The sequence below is a fragment of the Streptomyces humidus genome (assembly GCF_014649655.1).
Taxonomy (GTDB): Bacteria; Actinomycetota; Actinomycetes; order Streptomycetales; family Streptomycetaceae; genus Streptomyces; species Streptomyces humidus.
On sequence record NZ_BMTL01000010.1, the window covers coordinates 89509 to 106357 of the forward strand.

At 70.8% G+C, this 16849-nt stretch carries 17 protein-coding genes and 1 pseudogene; 2 read left to right on the forward strand and 16 right to left on the reverse strand.

Translation table 11 applies throughout. The annotated features are described in order from the left end of the window. Positions 1–6 precede the first annotated feature (6 nt). The 4 genes from IE239_RS13855 to IE239_RS13870 all read right to left on the reverse strand — a co-directional run bounded on the left by IE239_RS13855 (position 7) and on the right by IE239_RS13870 (position 3938). On the reverse strand, positions 7–1182 hold the full coding sequence (locus IE239_RS13855; protein WP_190149583.1) for a serine hydrolase domain-containing protein: 1176 nt from the start codon (positions 1180–1182) through the stop codon (positions 7–9). Positions 1183–1352: 170 nt separating this feature from the next. Next, complete coding sequence (locus IE239_RS13860) at positions 1353–2126, reverse strand: energy-coupling factor ABC transporter ATP-binding protein (protein ID WP_190149584.1); 774 nt, start codon at positions 2124–2126, stop codon at positions 1353–1355. Continuing rightward, entirely contained in the window at positions 2114–2875 is a 762-nt protein-coding gene (gene cbiQ, locus IE239_RS13865; protein ID WP_190149585.1) for a cobalt ECF transporter T component CbiQ, read from the reverse strand. Before cbiQ ends, IE239_RS13860 begins: the two co-directional genes overlap by 13 nt. Before the next feature lie 4 nt (positions 2876–2879). Next, entirely contained in the window at positions 2880–3938 is a 1059-nt protein-coding gene (locus IE239_RS13870) for an energy-coupling factor ABC transporter permease (protein ID WP_190149586.1), read from the reverse strand. Between the two features lie 238 nt (positions 3939–4176). On the opposite strand from IE239_RS13870, the gene IE239_RS13875 reads away from it, so the two are divergent. Next, a complete protein-coding gene (locus tag IE239_RS13875; protein ID WP_190149587.1) occupies positions 4177–4530 on the forward strand; it encodes an SsgA family sporulation/cell division regulator in 354 nt (117 codons plus the stop codon). Between the two features lie 8 nt (positions 4531–4538). Here IE239_RS13875 and IE239_RS13880 read toward each other — a convergent pair whose 3' ends face one another. The 5 genes from IE239_RS13880 to IE239_RS13900 all read right to left on the reverse strand — a co-directional run bounded on the left by IE239_RS13880 (position 4539) and on the right by IE239_RS13900 (position 10275). After that, on the reverse strand, positions 4539–6215 hold the full coding sequence (locus IE239_RS13880) for a penicillin-binding transpeptidase domain-containing protein (protein ID WP_190149588.1): 1677 nt from the start codon (positions 6213–6215) through the stop codon (positions 4539–4541). 246 nt (positions 6216–6461) lie between these two features. Continuing rightward, complete coding sequence (locus IE239_RS13885) at positions 6462–8090, reverse strand: penicillin-binding transpeptidase domain-containing protein (protein ID WP_190149589.1); 1629 nt, start codon at positions 8088–8090, stop codon at positions 6462–6464. A gap of 312 nt (positions 8091–8402) precedes the next feature. Continuing rightward, positions 8403–9350 (reverse strand): hypothetical protein, encoded by a 948-nt coding sequence (locus tag IE239_RS13890; RefSeq protein ID WP_229878084.1) that lies wholly within the window; start codon positions 9348–9350, stop codon positions 8403–8405. A gap of 26 nt (positions 9351–9376) precedes the next feature. Beyond that, on the reverse strand, positions 9377–10075 hold the full coding sequence (locus IE239_RS13895) for a cytochrome b N-terminal domain-containing protein (protein ID WP_190149591.1): 699 nt from the start codon (positions 10073–10075) through the stop codon (positions 9377–9379). Beyond that, positions 10072–10275, reverse strand: a complete 204-nt coding sequence (locus IE239_RS13900; protein ID WP_190149592.1) for a hypothetical protein — start codon at positions 10273–10275, stop codon at positions 10072–10074. The genes IE239_RS13895 and IE239_RS13900 overlap by 4 nt, the downstream gene beginning before the upstream one ends. A 129-nt stretch (positions 10276–10404) precedes the next feature. On the opposite strand from IE239_RS13900, the pseudogene IE239_RS42960 reads away from it, so the two are divergent. After that, positions 10405–10569, forward strand: a pseudogene (locus IE239_RS42960) (DUF4291 family protein); the annotation flags it as partial. Positions 10570–10672: 103 nt separating this feature from the next. On the opposite strand, the gene IE239_RS13910 reads toward IE239_RS42960, so the two are convergent. The 7 genes from IE239_RS13910 to IE239_RS13940 form a co-directional block, all read right to left on the reverse strand. Continuing rightward, positions 10673–11539, reverse strand: coding sequence for a helix-turn-helix domain-containing protein (locus tag IE239_RS13910; RefSeq protein ID WP_190149593.1), 867 nt, complete (start codon positions 11537–11539; stop codon positions 10673–10675). Between the two features lie 392 nt (positions 11540–11931). Then, complete coding sequence (locus tag IE239_RS13915; protein WP_190149594.1) at positions 11932–13197, reverse strand: tyrosine-type recombinase/integrase; 1266 nt, start codon at positions 13195–13197, stop codon at positions 11932–11934. An 83-nt stretch (positions 13198–13280) separates the two neighbouring features. Beyond that, positions 13281–13553, reverse strand: a complete 273-nt coding sequence (locus IE239_RS13920) for a helix-turn-helix transcriptional regulator (protein WP_190149595.1) — start codon at positions 13551–13553, stop codon at positions 13281–13283. A gap of 36 nt (positions 13554–13589) precedes the next feature. Next, complete coding sequence (locus tag IE239_RS13925; protein WP_190149729.1) at positions 13590–15038, reverse strand: DNA primase family protein; 1449 nt, start codon at positions 15036–15038, stop codon at positions 13590–13592. After that, positions 15038–15397, reverse strand: a complete 360-nt coding sequence (locus IE239_RS42055; protein ID WP_229878085.1) for a hypothetical protein — start codon at positions 15395–15397, stop codon at positions 15038–15040. Before IE239_RS42055 ends, IE239_RS13925 begins: the two co-directional genes overlap by 1 nt. Then, positions 15394–16299 carry a bifunctional DNA primase/polymerase gene (locus IE239_RS13935; RefSeq protein WP_190149596.1) on the reverse strand — a complete coding sequence of 302 codons (906 nt, stop codon included), beginning with the start codon at positions 16297–16299 and terminating at the stop codon, positions 15394–15396. Before IE239_RS13935 ends, IE239_RS42055 begins: the two co-directional genes overlap by 4 nt. A gap of 89 nt (positions 16300–16388) precedes the next feature. Continuing rightward, positions 16389–16838: a hypothetical protein gene (locus IE239_RS13940; RefSeq protein WP_190149597.1), complete on the reverse strand. Its 450-nt coding sequence runs from the start codon at positions 16836–16838 to the stop codon at positions 16389–16391. Positions 16839–16849 lie beyond the last annotated feature (11 nt).

The following is a 16849-nucleotide window of genomic DNA, read 5'->3' on the forward strand; positions in this document are numbered from 1 at the left end:
GGCGTGTCAGCGCGCGGTCGTCGCCGTGCGCAGGGCACGGAGCAGGGCCTGGGCGCGGGGGTCCGCCGTCACGCTCGTCCGGAAGCCGTTGGTGACGTAGCCGAAGGCGATCCCCGACTCCGGGTCGGCCAGGCCGAGGGCGCCGCCGCGGCCCGGGTGGCCGAAGGAGGCGGGGGAGAGCAGGGGGGACGCGGCGCTGTGCAGCATGTGGCCGAGGCCGAAGCGGGTGTTCACCACGAGCACCCGGTCCGGGCCGGACGACTGCTCGCCGCGCGCGAGCGCCGTCGTCTCGGGCCGCAGCAGCCGTGTCCCGCCGTCGACCTCACCGATCAGCGAGGCGTAGAAGCGGGCCAGGCCGTCGGCGGTGGCGATGCCGTTGGAGGCGGGCAGGGCCGCGGCCCGGTAGGCGGGGTCGTTCTCGTCGGGCAGCGGGGTGATCGCGGCGAAGGCACGGCGGGTGAGCGAGTGCGGGTCGGCGTAGGCGGCGGCCACGGCGGGCTTGGGCCGGGTCTTGAGCGCGCCGCTCTGCGCCGGCGCCTCCACCTGCCCCACGCGCCCCACCCGCGCGCGCTGCGCCGCCGGCAGCCCGAGCCACAGGGCGGCCCCGACCGGCCCGGCGATCTCGTCGGCGATCCACTCCCCGACGGGCCGCCCGGTGATCCGCCGCACCAGCTCGCCGGTCAGCCAGCTGTACGTCTGCGCGTGGTAGCCGTGGTCGGCGCCCGGCTCCCAGACGGGCGTCTGCGCCGCGACCGCCGCCGCGCCGAGATCGGGGTCGGCGGCCTCGGCGGGGGTCAGCGGCCGGTCCAGCACCGGCACACCGGCGCGGTGCGCGAGCAGATGCCGTACGAGCGTGCGTTCCTTGCCGGCCGCCTTGTACTCCGGCCAGTACGACCCGACCGGCGCGTCCAGGTCCAGCTCGCCGCGCTGGTGCAGCAGCAGGAGGCCGGCGGCGACGACGCCCTTGGTCGCCGACCGCACGATCTGGGCGGTGCCCTGTTCCCAGGGGGCCGTCCCGGCCTCGCCGTCCACGTCCCGCGCGCCGCCCCACAGGTCGACGACCTTGTGCCCGTCCCGGTAGACGGCCACCGCCGCGCCCCGGTCCCCGAGCGTCTCGAAGTTGCGGACGAACGCCTCCCGGACCGGCTCGAAGCCCTCGGCCACCGCACCGTTCACGTCCACGCCCGCACGTCCTCTCGGAGATCTCCTTCGACTCCTCGGGGAACGCCCCCGGCAAGCCTGCGATTCCTTCGCCCCGCCGGCCGAGAACGATCGTTACCCGGACGTGAGCAGAGCGCGGGGCAAGGTGCTCGCCGAGGAGCGCGAGTCATCGGCGGTGGGTCCGCCGTTCGTCACGCGCCCAGTGTCACGGAGCGCGGGTCGAACCCGAAGGGCAGCTCCAGCCGGTGCGCGCTCATGAGAGCCTCGTCGGCGAGCAGGTCGCCGGTCCTGCCGTCCGCCGCGATCACGCCCTCGCTGAGGATCAGGGCGCGCGGGCACAGCTCGAGGGCGTACGGCAGGTCGTGCGTGACCATGAGCACCGTGACGTCCAACGACCTCAGGATGTCGGCCAGTTCGCGGCGAGAGGCCGGGTCGAGGTTGGAGGACGGCTCGTCCAGGACGAGGATCTCGGGCTCCATCGCGAGCACCGTCGCGACCGCCACGCGCCGCCGCTGGCCGAAGGAGAGATGGTGCGGCGGACGGTCCTTGAACTCGGCCATGCCCACCTGTGCGAGGGCGTGGTCGACGCGCGCCTCCAGGGCGGCCCCCTTCAGCCCGGCCGCCGCCGGTCCGAACGCCACGTCCTCGCGCACGGTCGGCATGAACAGCTGGTCGTCCGGGTCCTGGAAGACGATGCCGACCCTGCGCCGGATCTCGGCCATGTGCTGCCGGCCGACCGGCAGCCCGGCCACCGTCACCGTGCCGGCCCCACCGCTCAGGATGCCGTTGAGATGCAGCACCAGGGTCGTCTTGCCGGCGCCGTTCGGCCCGAGCAGCGCGACCCGTTCGCCGCGCGCGACGGTGAAGTCCACGCCGAACAGGGCCTGGTGGCCGTCGGGATAGGCGAAGGCGAGGCCGGAGACGTCCAGGGAAACGTCGGTCACAGGGTCAGTCACAGGGTCCATCCCAGCATGCAGACGACGAGGGCGGCGAACGGGAGGGTCAGTGCGTACGACCACTGCGCCCGGGTCGCGGTCGCCTCGTCGATCACCGGCATCGAGCCGGCGTAGCCGCGGCTGATCATGGCCAGGTGCACGCGCTCCCCGCGCTCGTAGGAGCGGATGAACAGCGCGCCCGCCGACTTCGCGAGCACCCCCCAGTGCCGCACGCCCCGCGCCTCGAAGCCGCGCGACTCCCGGGCGACCCGCATGCGCCGCATCTCGTCCGTGATGACGTCGCCATAGCGGATCATGAAGGAGGCGATCTGCACCAACAGCGGGGGCAGCCGCAGCCGTTGCAGGCCGAGCAGCAGCTCGCGCAGCTCCGTGGTGGACGCCAGCAGGACGGAGGCGGCGACCCCCAGGGTGCCCTTCGCGAGGACGTTCCAGGCGCCCCACAGACCGTTGACGCTGAGGGAGAGTCCGAGGACGTCCACCCGCTCGCCCTCGGCCACGAAGGGCATGAGCACGGCGAACGCGACGAACGGCACCTCGATCAGCAGCCGCTTCAGCAGGAAGCCGGCCGGCACGCGCGCGCGGTGCGCGACGGCGGCGAGCAGGACGGCGTACAGGCCGAACGCCCACATCGCCTCCCGCGGCGTCGACACGACGACGACCACGAACCCGAAGGCGGCGGCGAGCTTGGTGTGCGGCGGCAGGCCGTGCACGGGCGAGTGTCCGTGCCGGTAGAGCCGGTGCGCGTGTCCCGCTCCCATGGCGTCAGACGCCGCTCGTGGAGGCCGCGGCCACGTCGCCCGTGCGGCGTCGGCGCACCGCCCAGAACACCGCGCTGCCCGCGACGACGGTGGTGCCGACGCCGATCACCCCCGCCAGGCCGCCCGAGAGGCGGGCGTCGGCGACGTCCTTGACGCCGTAGTCGGCGAGCGGGGAGTCGGAGGAGGCGTGCTTCTCCGTCCTCTTGTCGATGCCGTGGTCGGCGGCGACTTTCTCCAGGCCGTCGGGGTTCGCGGAGGCATAGAAGCTGACGAAGCCGGCCAGGACGAGGGAGGTGACCAGGCCGGTCACCCACAGCGTGCGCCGCGAGGCGCGGGCGGCCACGGGCGCCGTGCGCGTCCCGTCGTCCGCCGGGGCGTCGACGAGTTCGCCGTTCACCCGCAGCCGGAGCCGCTGCCGCAGATCGCGCGCGCCGTGCACGAGGTCCGGCCGGACGGCGACGACGGCGCCCACCGTCAGCGCGGTGATCGCGGCCTCGCCGACGCCGATCAGGACGTGCACGCCGATCATCGCGCCGGCCACCTTGCCGATCGCCACGTCGGTGGTGCCGCCGATCCAGTAGACGAGCGTGAAGGCCACGGCGGCGGCGGGCACGGACAGCAGGGCGGCGACGAAGGAGGCGGCCGTGAGGGAGCGGCGGCCGCGGGGCAGCACCTTCACCAGGCCGCGGAACACCGCGTACGACACGACCGTCGTCACGATCGCCATGTCGGTGATGTTCACGCCGAGGGCGGTGAGCCCGCCGTCGGCGAAGAGGATGCCCTGCATCAGCAGGACCACGGAGACGCACAGGATCCCGGTGAAGGGACCCACGAGTATCGCGGCGAGCGCGCCGCCGAGCAGATGGCCGCTGGTCCCCGCGGCGACGGGGAAGTTCAGCATCTGCACGGCGAAGATGAACGCCGCGACGAGACCGGCGAGCGGCGCGGTCCGGTCGTCGAGCTCGCGGCGCGCGCCGCGCAGGCTGACGGCGATGGCGCCGGCGGCGACCACTCCGGTCACGGCGGACGTCGGGGCGTTGATGAATCCGTCGGGTACGTGCACCCGATGATGATAGTGGCTTAATGCGAACCATTCGCAAGAGCGAGGAATGCGTCCCGTTCGAGAGACCGGCCGCCCGCCGCCGGCCCGGGGTCGGGTCCCCTCGGGTCTGCTCGGGTCCGTGTATCGCACAGATGAGATATGTCGGTCCGGGAGGGCGCAATCCGCAAAATATGCGACATTGGAGAGGAAGCGGATGCATGACTTCCGCACAGGTCACGCTGCGTGAGAGGGCCGGTCGATGTCTGTAGTCGAACAGTACGCGCGAGCCCACATCGTCACCGACGGCGACCGGGTCGCGGAGGACACGGCCGTGCCGGTCGTCCTGCGCTACGACCCGGAGCAACCTCGCTCCGTGCGCGTCGGGCTGCCCGACCGCCGGGAGTGGACGTTCTCCCGCACCCTCCTGGAACAGGGCCTGCGCGCCCCGGCCGGCACCGGCGAGGTGCGGGTCTGGCCGTGCGGGCGCGTGCAGACCGTGGTCGAGTTCCACTCCGCGCACGACGTCTCGGTCGTCCAGTTCGAGTCGAAGACGCTGCTGCGCTTCCTGCGCCGCACCTACATGGCGACGGCCCAGCAGCCCGTCCCGCGCTAGCCGGGCTCTCAGCCGCCCATCCGCAGCAGGGACGCCACGATCGGGCCGGCCGTGTCGCCGCCGTGGCCGCCCGCCTGGACGACGCCCGCGGCCGCCAGATCCCCGCGGTAGGCGGTGAACCAGCCGTTGGGCTTGTCCTGGTTGTCGACCTCGGCCGAACCCGTCTTGGCGCCGTAGTCGGGGCCCAGGCCGGACATCGCCTCGGCGGCGGTGCCGGCCGCGGCCGTGTAGTTCATCAGCTCGCGCAACTGCGACAGAGTGGACGGCGACAGCGTGCGCGAGGCCGACGCCAGCGTGCGGCCGTCCACCGACGGGGCGACCAGGTACGGCTGGTGGAAGGCGCCCGACTTCACGGTGGCGGCGACCGACGCCATGTTCAGCGGGTTCATCCGCACCCCGCCCTGCCCGATGAGGGAAGCCGCCATCTGCGCCTTGGACTGCACCGGCACCGAGCCGTCGAAGGACGGGACGCCGATCGCCCAGTTGTTCATCGACAGGCCGAACACCTGCTGGGCCTGCTTGGTCAGGCTGTCGTCGCTCAGCTCGGGGGCCTGGCTGATGAAGGCCGTGTTGCACGAGCGCGCGAAGCTCGCCTTGAACGAGCCGCCCTTGATCTCGAAGTCGTCGTCGTTGTGGAACTTCCACCCGCCGTAGGTGAACGTCTTCGGGCAGGGGTGGGTCTTGCCCGCCGACGCCAGCCCCTTGTCTATGAGCAGCGACGACGTGATGACCTTCATCGTGGAGCCGGGCGCGAGCGAGCCGTTGAACGCCGTGTTGAAGCCGCGGCTCGCGTTGGCCACCGCGAGTATCTCGCCCGTCGAGGGCCGCAGCACCACCACCGACGAGCGCGCCGTCTTCGCCACCTGCCGTTCTGCGGCGGCCTGGAGGGCCGGGTTCAGCGTCGTCCGCACGGTGCCGGGGGTGCCCTCGCTGAGCTCCAGCAGCGTCTTGTCGGAGGCCTTCTTCGCCTTCGACGCCTTTCCGCGGACCACCTGGAGCTCCACGCCCGCCTTGCCGCCGGCCTTCTTGCCGTACTTCTCCCGCAGCCCGTCCAGCACCGTGCCCAGCGAGGGGTACTTCGCGGCCGTCAGCTCGCCGCCGTCGCGGTCGACGGCCTTGACCGGCGGGGTGCCGGAGTCGCCGGTGACGAGCGTGTCGCCGTCCTGGAGGTCGGGGTGGACGACGGACGCGTGCCAGTCGACCTGCGCCTTGCCGTTCTTCGGGTTGCGCACCACGGTGAGCGCGCTGTCGTACGCCAGCGGCTTGCCGATGTCCTTGTACTTCACCGTGGCCTTCACGGAGAACGGGACCCTGACGCCGGCGGCCTTGCCCGCGGTGAGGGTGACGTCCGTGATGTGGGCGTCCTTGGTGTAGCCGGTCAGCAGGGCGGTGGCGGCCGCCGAGTCGTCGGTGACGGCCGCCGCCCGGGCCGCCTCGCCCTTCTGCCATGCCGTCAGGAACCGGGCCGCCAGGGCCTTCGCCTCGGTGGCCGACGGCGCGTCGGCCCGGACCCGCGGCACCTGCTTGCCGTTGGCCGCCGCGGCCGAGCCGTCGTCGGCCGCCGCTCCGCCGTACAGCGCGTAGACGCCGAGCCCGGCGCCGCCGACCACGACGGCGATCATCCCGCCGACCACGGCGGGACGCCGCTTGTTGCCTCGTTCTTCGACGCGCCTTCTCTTGCCCACTGCCAGATCCTCCGGATCCCCAGGGGCTCTCCCCCCAGCCCCAGCGCCCTCGTTGCCCTCGTTGACCCCAATGACGGCTACCACCCTAGAGTCCCCACGGGGGACGCGACGTCACGTGTGACGTCAGCCACCCCGCAAGGCTCGCTTCCGTCCGCCGATTTCGCCGCCGCCCGACCGGACGCCCGCCCTTGTCCGGCCCCGCCCGGCCCCCGCCCGTCCCTTGAGGCCCCGCGTGTGCGGCGGTGTTCAGCCGGCCCGCAGCACCTCCGCCACGAGCGGGCCGGACGCGTCGACGCCGTGGCCGCCGTCCTGGGTCATCGCCGCCGCCGCGACGTCGTCGCGGTAACCGGTGAACCAACTGTCGGACCTGGCCCGCCCGTCGACCTCGGCGGAGCCGGTCTTCGCGCCGATCCGGCCGCTGAGCCCGGCCATCACGTCGGCCGCGGTGCCGCTGGTCGCGGTGCGGTTCATCATCGAGCGCAGCTGCTGCACGGTGCTCGGCGACAGCCCGCGCGCCTGCGCCGGTTCGCGGCCGTCGAGGCTGAGCGGGACGATCACCGGCTGGCGGAACGTGCCCGTCATCGCGGTCGCCGTCACCGACGCCATGTTCAGCGGGTTCATCTGCACCTGGCCCTGGCCGATCAGGCCGGCCGCGGTGTCCGGGCCGGTGGAGACCGGCACCGAGCCGTCGAAGGAGGGGATGCCGGTCTTCCAGTCGAGGCCGATCCCGAACTTGTCCCGGGCCTCGGCGTTCAGCCAGCCGTCCTGGACGTCGTCCGCGAACTTCACGAAGGCCGTGTTGCAGGAGCGGGCGAAGCTCTCGGAGAGCGTGGCGTTCTCGTTCGCCCTCATGCCCTTGAGGTTGTGGAAGGTCTGGCTGTCCGAGACGGCCGAGGACGGACACGGCGCGGGCCCGTTCGCGCTGGTGAGCCCCTTGTCGATGAGGGTGGCCGCGCTGACGATCTTCATGGTGGAGCCGGGCGCGACCTCGCCCAGGAAGGCGGCGTTCCAGCCGTCGGTGCGGTTGTTGGCGACCGCCAGCACCTCGCCGGTGCTGGGCTTGACCGCCACCGCCGAGGACTGGGCGTACTTCTGCACCGCCTTCTCGGCGGCCGCCTGCACCCCCGCGCTGAGCGTGGTGCGGAGCTTGCCGGGCCGGCCCTCGGCCAAGGTCAGCAGCGCGGTGTCGGCCGAGCCCGGGGCCGCGTGCCTGACCGTCAGCTCGACGCCGGGCCTGCCGCCCGCCTTGTCGCCGTACTTGGCGCGCAGCTGGTCCAGGATCGGCCCCAGGGAGGGGTACTTCTCCTTGGTCAGCACCTTGCCGTCGCGGTCGACCGCCTCGATCGGCGGCGCCGACGACGCGCCCGTGACGAGCGTGTCGTCCATGTTCTTCAGCTGCGGGTGGACGACCGACGGCTGCCAGTCCACCAGCGCCTTGCCGGTCGTCACGCCCCGCACGACCGTCAGCCGGCTCGCGTAGGAGAGCGGCTTGGACTTGCCCCCGAACGACACCGTCGCCTCGACCCGGTAGGGCACGACGGCGCCCGACGCCGCGCCCGGCGTGATCTTCACTCCGGTGATGTGCGCGGCGCCGTAGGAGGCGAGCAGCGGCTCGGCCCTGGCCGCGTTGTTGGTGAGATCGGCGGCCACGGAGGCCTGCCCCTTCGCCCAGGCCGCGAAGAACGCGGCGCTGGTGTCCTTCACCTCGGACCCGCTCGGCGGCCCGCTCTTCACGGCCGCCGGTTCACCGTCCCCGGGCCCGGCGGCCCCGCCCCCGTCCAGCGCGTTCACGATGTTGAAGGCCCCGTACCCGGCCCCGCCCACCATCACGGCGAAGACCGAGCCGATCACGGCCGCCTTGGCCCCCTTGCGCATCTGTGAACCCCTCCCCGTTGCGGCTTTCCCGGCCCGCGTTTTCTGAACGCGTTCAGAAAGCTCTTCTCCGGCTCACAGTAAGCGCAAAGGCCGGCCTGCGGTGCATCAGTTTCCGCAATCGTTAGCCCCGCGTATCCGGCCACGTACATGAACTCCGGCCGCCGATGCGACTCCACGCGCCGGTGCCGTACCCGAGGGTCCCCTCCGGGATGCCGGATTGGGGGCCTGACGATCCCGCACGCCAAGAAAGCGGCGAGAACCCCCTCGTTCACGAGGGGGAGGAGTCACGGCAACGTGCCTCGCGGTCGACCCTCAGCCTCCCGACCCCTTGGGCCTCACCGCACCGTCCTGATCACGGTGGTACGAGCGCCAGATCAAGCGGTGCACTCGTGTCCAGCGCGGGATGGACCGCACGCCCGGGATGAAGGGGATCAGCATCAGCCCCAGGCTGAGCAGGGCCATCAGGCCCCAGATCAGGGCGTCAGCGTTGCCGGACGACTTGAACGGTTCGATCTGGTACCAGAACGTGTAGAGCCACAGCCACGCCTGGCCCGGGTAGTTTCCGGTCTCGTTCATCATGCCCCACTGGTCGCCGCCCAGGTGCTCGGCACGGGCCAGCGATTCCAGGTGGGCGCCGTCGGAGAGGAAGAGCAGAGGGAGGGTGTAATCCGTCTGGTAGAACTTGCCGTCGGCCTGCAACTGCCCGTCCAGGGAGCCCGATTCGGCCAGGTCGAGAAGGCGCGCGGTGAGGACGGGCACCGGGCCGTAGTCGCCTTCGGCGACCTTGACGGGGTTGCCGCCGGGCGACTTGGCCAGTGCGTCGGAGTAGGCCTTGGTCCATGCCTGTTGCCGGGAGGCCGGAGCTGCGGCCCAGGTCGCGAGGGCCCTTCTGACGGCAGGCGGTTCAGGAGCGTTGGTCAGGGGGCGAAGCACGAAGTCCTCGGCGGTGTCCACCGGGATGCGGACTCCTGCGGCGCTCTGCAGCCCTACCGGGCCGAGTTTCTGCGCCGCACCGGGCGTGTGGTTGTACGGCGGCCCGTACTCAGCCGTTCCGCTGGTGCCGCCGAGTTCCGCCACGGCCGTTGCCGTGAAGTCCGTGCCGGCTGCCCGCGACCACGAGGCCAGGGTCACCGGCTTGACGTCGGGTGACGAGAAGACGGCGGCCAGAACAACGGTGAGGAGCCCCACCACCACCAAGGCGACCGTGAACTCCTTGACCAGGTCGTACGGCCGGGTGGGGAACGCGGCTGGGTCAGGCACTGAGGACTTCCCGTGTCGTCGGCTCATTACGCGGTTCCCCCCGGCGAGGGCGAGACCGCGCTGCTCTCTGCGGGAACCGTCGCCCCGATGGGCGGCACGATTCCACGCAACCGGACCAGCAGGATGTGCCAGGCGGTGAGCAGACCGAGGACGAACGGGAGCAGCACGATGTGCCACATCAGCATCTGCCCGAAGTCCAGCACATTGAAGAACGCGCCGATACCGACCGAGTTGAGCCCGTCCTTGGCCTGCCCCGCGATCCACTGCGAATCGAAGTTCTGCTGGACCAGGTAGCCGGTGAAGGCCGTGCCGATCGAGGCGAGGAAGCACACCGCGCCGGTGACCCATGTCAGCGCCCGCCGGCCGCGCCAGGCGGCCATGAAGAACTTGCCCCACAGGTGGATGACCATGAAGAACATGAACAGCTCGACACTCCACAGGTGCAGGCTGTTCACGTACTTCCCGGTCGCGGAGACGTGCCACCACGCGGGCCCCTTCAACGCGAGCACCCCGCCGGTGGCGAGCACCACGATCAGCGAGGCGACGGTGAGCACGCCGAAGACGTAGATCCACGAGGCCATGTACGCCGGCTGGGTGTCCGGCAGCAACTTGTCCGGGGGCAGAGCCGTGACCGCCCTCCGCCGGACCGCTCCGGTCCAGCCTCTCCCGGCGGACACGCTCTCGTACGGCTCCGCTGTCGCGCCGCCCTCACTCCGGCCGCTCATCTGCGGCCTCTGGGGAAGGGCAACAGCAGGGCAGCCACGAAGACAACCACCATCAAGCCGATGACCACGAGGTTCGCGACGGACAACTGGATGACACCCCAGTGCACATAGCGCCCGGTCCCGTTCAGATCGATGGGCGCAGCGAGCGCACTCCCACCGGACATCGGGATCGCTGTGATTCTCACGATCTGTCCACCCATCTTTTGTCCGCTGACCGCCAAAGACCAGCGAAACGCCCCGCAGGGTTCTGGGCATCCGGACTCGCCTGGGCAATGGGCCGGACGGCCCAACGGGAACATGCTTCGGAGTACAGGCGTGATGGGCCGCAGATGAACGGCTGCCCAGCGGCGGAGGCCACTCATGCACCGCTCGAACGAGTGAAAGAGGACGACACGGCTACCCGCCGGGTCAGCTGTGAACGCGGCTTGACATGGATCAAACCCAGTTCTCTGTGGATGATGCACCGCTCCGACCGGGGCACCAGCGCCGGACAGGAGACCGTTCTGCCGTACCTCGATCATTCGCGGGGGCGTAAGCCGAACAAGCGGCTGCACGAATACGGCGGGCGACTCGGCAAGCCGTGGCCGGCGTCGGGGTTCAGCCGCCGACTCGCTCCACCGGAATCCACACCTCCGCGTCCGCGTGCGTGCCGTCCTCGGACACCCGCGTGCGCGAGAGCGACGGACCCGGCCGGCTCCGGTACGGGTTCGACGGGAACCACTGCGTGTACACGTCCCGCCAGAGGTACTGCACCGCCAGCGGGAACGGGCCCGAGGACTCGAACACCGCCCACGTCCCCGGCTCGACGTCAAGGCTGTCCGAAGCGCCGGGCACCTCCGCGTCGCTCACCACCCCGTGGAAGTAGTCGATCTCGGTGCCCTCCGCATCGTCCGCGGAATGGTTGCTGACGGCGGCCACGACACCGCCGGGCTCCCCGCCCGCGTACTCCTTCCAGCGCCCCAGCGTCTCCTTGCCGATGCTCCTGACGAACTCCACGATGGCCGGGTTCATGCCCTCGTAGACCAGCGGGACCCGTGTCCCCCTGCCGACGAGCCTGAACCCGTCCCTCTCCACCACCCGGTACCGCATGCTGCCGCTCCCTTCGACGATCAGCCGGAAGGACATCCGCGGCTGGGAGTGCAGCGCCGCGCCCGTCCGCCGCGCCTCGCCGGGGCCGACCCCGTGCACGGCGCGAAAGGCACGCGCGAAGGCCTCGCCCGAGCTGTACCCGTACCGCACCGCGACATCGAGCAGCGTCCGCTCCCCGGCGAGCACTTCGGCCCCGGAGAGCGTCAGCCGCCGGCGGCGGATGTACTCGGAGAGCGGGATGCCCGCCAGCGCGGAGAACATCCGCCGGAAGTGGTACTCCGACGTCATGGCGATACGGGCCAGCTCAGCCGCGTCGATGGGCTCGTCGAGGTGGTCCTCGATGTAGTCCATGGCCTGATTCAGGCGCTCCAGCACTCCTGGCCGTCCTTCCCTCAACTGCTCTCCACGCTAGGGAAGTCCCACTGTGCCGGACCCGACATCCTGTGCCCGGTGCGGTCGGGTCGGCTCGCCGCCATCGTGTCCGGCATGACCTCATTACCCGGTCAGCCTGCGAGCCGTGAGGCCGGTGTGGCTGCGTGAGTCCCGGGGGTCGTGCGACGACCGACAACGACTACGACGGCGGAGTGCCCGTCGTGGTCATCGTCGCGTGTCTGCCCTGCTAGACCCAGGTGTCCAGCCACATCCGGGAGCGCCAGGAGTCGATGGGGATCGCCTGGCCCGTGTACAGGGGCCAGAAGTAGATGAAGTGTGCGTGATCCGGCCCGAAACGGTTCCGACCAGCGCCTTTGTCGCTCGTCGGGGCCGTCTCAGGCAGCCTGGGCCGTCTCTGGGCCGTGATCTTGTGGATCGGACGCCAGATAGAGCCTGTCGACCGCCTTCCGGGTTCGCCCCTCGCTGCTCGGCATCAGGTGCGTGTACGTCCGCAGCGTGAACCCAGGATCGGCGTGACCGAGGTACGAACTCAGGGCCCGGATGCTCTCGCCCGCGTCCAGCAGTACGGAGGCGTAGAAGTGCCTGAGAGCGTGCATGCCGTGCTCCCGCGCCGACGCGTACCGCTCGCCGGCTTCTGCCTGAGGGATGACGCCGGCAGCAGCCAAAGCGGGCTTCCAGTGGTGGTCATTGACGTGACTCACGCGCACGTGCCGGCCCTCGACACCGCTGAACACGAGCCGTTTCGTCACGAGGGGGCCGTCCGGCGTGCGCCAGGGAAGCGTGACGTCGACCGAAGGGAACGCCTTCACGTGGTCCCGAAGCGCCGTCGCCACAGCTTGGGGAAGCGGCACGTCCCGGACCTTGCCACCCTTCGGCAGCGCGAACACGTACTTACCGCGGATGCGCTTGAGTTGGTGGCCGACGTGCAGCCAACCGCGCTCGTAGTCGAGTTCATCGACGGACAGTCCGAAGATCTCGCCTTGGCGCAGTCCGCACCCCGCCCCGACGTCCACAGCGGCCCGTAGGCGGCGGTCGAGGGCATCCCGCACCCCGAAGACCTGCGCGGTCGTCCAGGGCGTCACGTGGGGCCTTCCGGGCTTCGGGAGCTGCACCGTGCGGGCGCGGCAGGGGTTCTTGCTCAGCAGCCCGTCGTCGACCGCCGCGCTCAGGGCCGCTGAGACGGTGCCGACGATGATGCGGCGGTGAGACTCGGCCGGCACCGTGGCCTCCAAGTCGGCGATCCAGGCCCGGATGTGCTCGGGCTTGAACGAGCCGAGAGGGCGCGACCCGATGTGCGGGTAGGCGTGCAGACGGAGCCGACGTTCCGCAGCCTCACGGCTGTTGATCTCGCCCGTATGCGTCCGCACCCACCGTTCTGCGTACTGCCGGAACGTGATCCGGGAGGCGCGGGGGTCGATGTACTGACCGCGGGTCATGTCTGCTTCGACCTGCGCAAGCCATTGCTTGGCGAGTCGTAGTTCCTTGTCGCGGAACGATTTGCTCTTCTCGGTGCCGTCCGGACCGACGTACCGGGCCCGATACCGCAGACCCGTTCCATGGCGGTTGGTTTGGGACCTGAGGGGGCGACCGTCGGGACCGGAGACGGTTTTGAACCATCGGTCTTGGATGTGGCCTGCCATGTGGCAGTTGTCCTCTCGTCGACATGCAGCAGGGAGAGCCGTGTGCGCGGCTCTCCCTGCTCGGTGGGGTGGTGGAGGCGGGCCTACGCTGCTGCCGCGTCCTCGGCTTTGCGCTGGTCGACGTACGCGCGTACGTCGGCGGGGTCGTAGCGCACGTGTTTGCCGATGCGGAACCCAGGCGGCCCGGTGCGCTTCTTGCGCCACTGGTAGACGGTCTCGACTGGCACGTCGAAGATCTCGGCTACGTCGTCGGGGTTGAGATACCGGTCGGGGAGGCCGTTGCGCAGTGCGGCGCGGGGGCCGGTCTCTTGAAGGAGCGGGTGTGTCACTGCGTCCTCCGAAAGTTGGATGCACATTCCTGTGAGTCGCGACTCATCGGCACTCAGCGGCTCTCAGAGGGGTCTTGAGTCGCGCTGAGACGCGATGAGTCGCGACTCAGGCAAATGTGGTTCGGACACGTTGACCGTGATCCCGGTGTAGGTGACCACTTGCCGGCCGTACGCGTCGCGGGGCCGGGAGCGGTTGAGCTGGGGGACGACGGAGAGGAGGTTGCGGCCGAAGATCTGCTTGGTGCCGGGGCGTACGCCGTTGTCTTCGGCCCACTCGCGCCAGACGTTCCACAGGGTGTCCACGGGCACGCTGCACGTGGGTCCAGTGGCGCAGCGTTCGCGGACGAACGCGCTGGTGGGTGAGGCGGTGTCCTGCATGGTCGTGACTGCTTCACGGCTCGACTTCGGTTCCGTGATCCGGCCGGTGCGCTGGAGTCGGGCGAGGCCGTCGAGGGCCCAGTTGAGGATTCCGGGCATCTCGGCGGCGAGGCGGTCGGTGAGGGTGGTGTCTTCCTTGCCCAGCCACGAGACCCGCATGTTCAGCAGGACGAACCGCTTGGCGATCACGCCGGAGGAGTCGCCGAAGTGCGGCAGTTCGTTGGACAGCAGCATCAGGCGGGTGGGCAGTCGGCCGGTCCACTGTTGGCGGTATTTGCGGTCGACGTCGATGGTGTCCTCACCGGAGATGGTGAGCAGCCGTTCGACGACTTGGCTGCTGTCGTTGCCGGACAGACGGGCGTCGGAGATGACGGCGAGCGGCTTGCCGACCAGGGTGGCCAGTCCGAAGTTCGTGCCTAGGCCGGCGAGGGTGGGTCCGGCGAGGTTCTCCTTTCCGACCAGCTCTTTGAGGACGCGTGCGATGGTGCCTTTGCCGGACCGGGAGGGTCCGACGATGAGCAGGATCTTTTGCTGGTCGGTGCGGCCGGACAGCACGTAGCCGAACCATTCCTGTAGGGCCGCGATGGCGTCGGGGTCGTCGGGCCAGATCTGCGCCAGGAAGCGTTCCCAGGTCGGTGCGGTCGCGGCGGGGTCGTAGGCGAAGGGGACGGAGACGAGGTTGAAGAACCCCGGCCCGTGTGGCAGCAGTGTCCGCTCACGGATCCTGAGGAGCCCGTTTTCACAGGCCACGATGGTTCCGTCGTCCTGCTCGGCGTCGGTGTCGAGCCAGATGGGGGCGTCGGTGTCGGTGGGCAGGAGGGTGAGCGCTCCGAGGGCGTCGAGAAGGTTGCTGATCTTCTGCTTCGTCGGGGCCCAGTCGCGCTGTTCGGGCTGGCCGTCCTTGCCGGGGGCGCTGTAGACGGTGTGCTCAAGCCGCTCGTACATGGCCTTGCGCACCTGCGCTTCGTCCAGCTCGCGCCAGCAAGTGCCGGTCCAGCGCATCCAGGAGGCGCGCCAGCGCCGGCATACGAGCCTGCCGTCCTCGTTCTGCCAGTCGGGCAGGAGGCGGCGGGCGACGGCCAGGGGGTTGGAAGGTGCGGGCAGTTCCTCGGTGTCGGTGGTGCGGGTGTCCATCACGCGGCGGCCCTGCCTTCCTGGGGGTTGCGCAACGGACAGAGGTCTCGGTGGGCGGTGTGCGCCTCGATCAGGGCGAGCACGCGGGCCTGACCGACGGCGCGGCGGTCCCACCCGCACAGGCACCGCGACGCGGCCGTGGGCGTCGCGCCGTACCGGGCCGGGGCGCTGATGCGCAGCCACGCCACGGGGTACCGGCCGTCGCCATGGCGCGGGTCAGAGCGAACAGCAATGGGGACGCCTTCGGCGACGCCCTTCGGATTGCCTACCGCCGTCGCGTCCACAGGCTGTGTAGCGGCGTCCGGCCCGGTGGGAGTGGGGGTGATGCTCTTCAGGAGGGGGCGTGGAGGGGTGCTCATGCCGCATTCCCCCTGCGCTGGTTGTGGGCGATGGACCAGTCCAGGGCGCTGCGCAGGGTGGAGCGGCACTCGGACGCGGACAGCCCGGCCGCCTCACCCGCCTCCTGAAGAGCCTGCTCGACTGTGTGGCGGGGGAGGTCGCCCCACGCGACGAACCGCCCCACGGCGCGGGCGGCTCGGAACAACGTCGCTTCCCGCGCCCCGTGTTGGGCCATAGCCACGTTCCGCGTCTCGTTGGCGAGTGCTACATCCGCGTATGTTCGGGATTGCGTCGTCACGGGCCACGAGGGGCGCTGAGACGCCCGGGGGGCGGGTTGCAGGATGCTTTGGATCCAGAGGGGCAGTGGGGCCGTCTCAGGGGCGCACAGGGCTTCGTAGGGTCCGGCGGGGGTGGTGGATCCGGCGGCGACGACGTATCCGCCCCATGCACGGGTGTCGACCAACGGCCCTACGGTGCCGGCCGTGTTGGTCAGGCGGACGCCGGTCGGGGCGGTGAAGTACAGGTGCTGCCCGCCGCTCGCGGTCCGGGTGCGGTAGGTGGCGGGGACGGCGTGGCCGGCGCGCTCGCAGAGCGCCCCGAAGGTTGCCGCGCCGTCAGGCGCGTCCGAACTGCCCTTGTCCTTGGGCACGTCGAGGTCGACGACCAGCAGCCCTGAGGGGCCGGTAGCGATGCCGACGTTGAACGGGCCGTGCGTCCAGGTGGCGCGGATGCGGTCGGGGTCGGTGGTGGCGCGCTGCTCCCATTTGCGGTGCCCGCGGGTACAGGGCCCGGTGCCGGGGCAGGAGGCTTCGCCGTGGAGGGCGGGGCGCTTGGTGCCAGGGCGCAGGGGGAAGACGTGCCATCCGCGTTCGGCGGCGTCCAGCGCTGCACGTAACAGCGCGGATTGTGCGTCATGGGTCATGCTGGATGTCTCCAGTTCCTGTGAAGGGTGCTGGTGGACAAGGGCGGCCCCGCTTCTTTGGCGAGAGGGAGGGGCCGCCCTTGGCGTAGCTACTGGTCGTTCGTGGCCCAGTGGGCGTACTGCTGGCGGACGTAGGCGCGCGGGTCGCAGTCGGCGTGTGCGTCGTCGAGCACGACCAGGAACTTCGCCGCGACGTGGGCGGTGTCGTCGTCGCGGTAGTCGGCACCGTCGGCGAGCGCGATGCGGTCGAGGACGGCGGCCTTGCGCAGGTAGAAGCCGCGTTCCAGCTTGGTGTAGCAGGCGGCGGTACCGAGGGTGTGAGCGATCCAGCCGAGTTCGCTGTGGATGCTGGGGGCGTCGGCGTAGGCCTGCTCGGGGTCGGGCCACACGTCGGCGTGGTCGGCGTCGAGGTAGAGGCGCTGACGCTCGCCGTCGCGGGAGGGGCGGACGGTGACCCGTCCGGTCTTGAATGCGGCCTGTAGGGCGTCGGTGATGCGGTCGGTGTCGGCGGGGTCGCAGATGATCCTGATCTCGAACACGCGGGTTCCTT

Coding starts and splice junctions, on each gene's coding strand:
- IE239_RS13860 (WP_190149584.1), bottom strand. CDS start 2,126: ATGGACCCTGTGACTGACCCTGTGACCGACGTTTCCCTGGACGTCTCC.
- cbiQ (WP_190149585.1), bottom strand. CDS start 2,875: ATGGGAGCGGGACACGCGCACCGGCTCTACCGGCACGGACACTCGCCC.
- IE239_RS13875 (WP_190149587.1), top strand. CDS start 4,177: ATGTCTGTAGTCGAACAGTACGCGCGAGCCCACATCGTCACCGACGGC.
- IE239_RS13885 (WP_190149589.1), bottom strand. CDS start 8,090: ATGCGCAAGGGGGCCAAGGCGGCCGTGATCGGCTCGGTCTTCGCCGTG.
- IE239_RS13895 (WP_190149591.1), bottom strand. CDS start 10,075: ATGAGCGGCCGGAGTGAGGGCGGCGCGACAGCGGAGCCGTACGAGAGC.
- IE239_RS13900 (WP_190149592.1), bottom strand. CDS start 10,275: ATGGGTGGACAGATCGTGAGAATCACAGCGATCCCGATGTCCGGTGGG.
- IE239_RS13915 (WP_190149594.1), bottom strand. CDS start 13,197: ATGGCAGGCCACATCCAAGACCGATGGTTCAAAACCGTCTCCGGTCCC.
- IE239_RS13920 (WP_190149595.1), bottom strand. CDS start 13,553: ATGTGCATCCAACTTTCGGAGGACGCAGTGACACACCCGCTCCTTCAA.
- IE239_RS13925 (WP_190149729.1), bottom strand. CDS start 15,038: ATGGACACCCGCACCACCGACACCGAGGAACTGCCCGCACCTTCCAAC.
- IE239_RS42055 (WP_229878085.1), bottom strand. CDS start 15,397: ATGAGCACCCCTCCACGCCCCCTCCTGAAGAGCATCACCCCCACTCCC.
- IE239_RS13935 (WP_190149596.1), bottom strand. CDS start 16,299: ATGACCCATGACGCACAATCCGCGCTGTTACGTGCAGCGCTGGACGCC.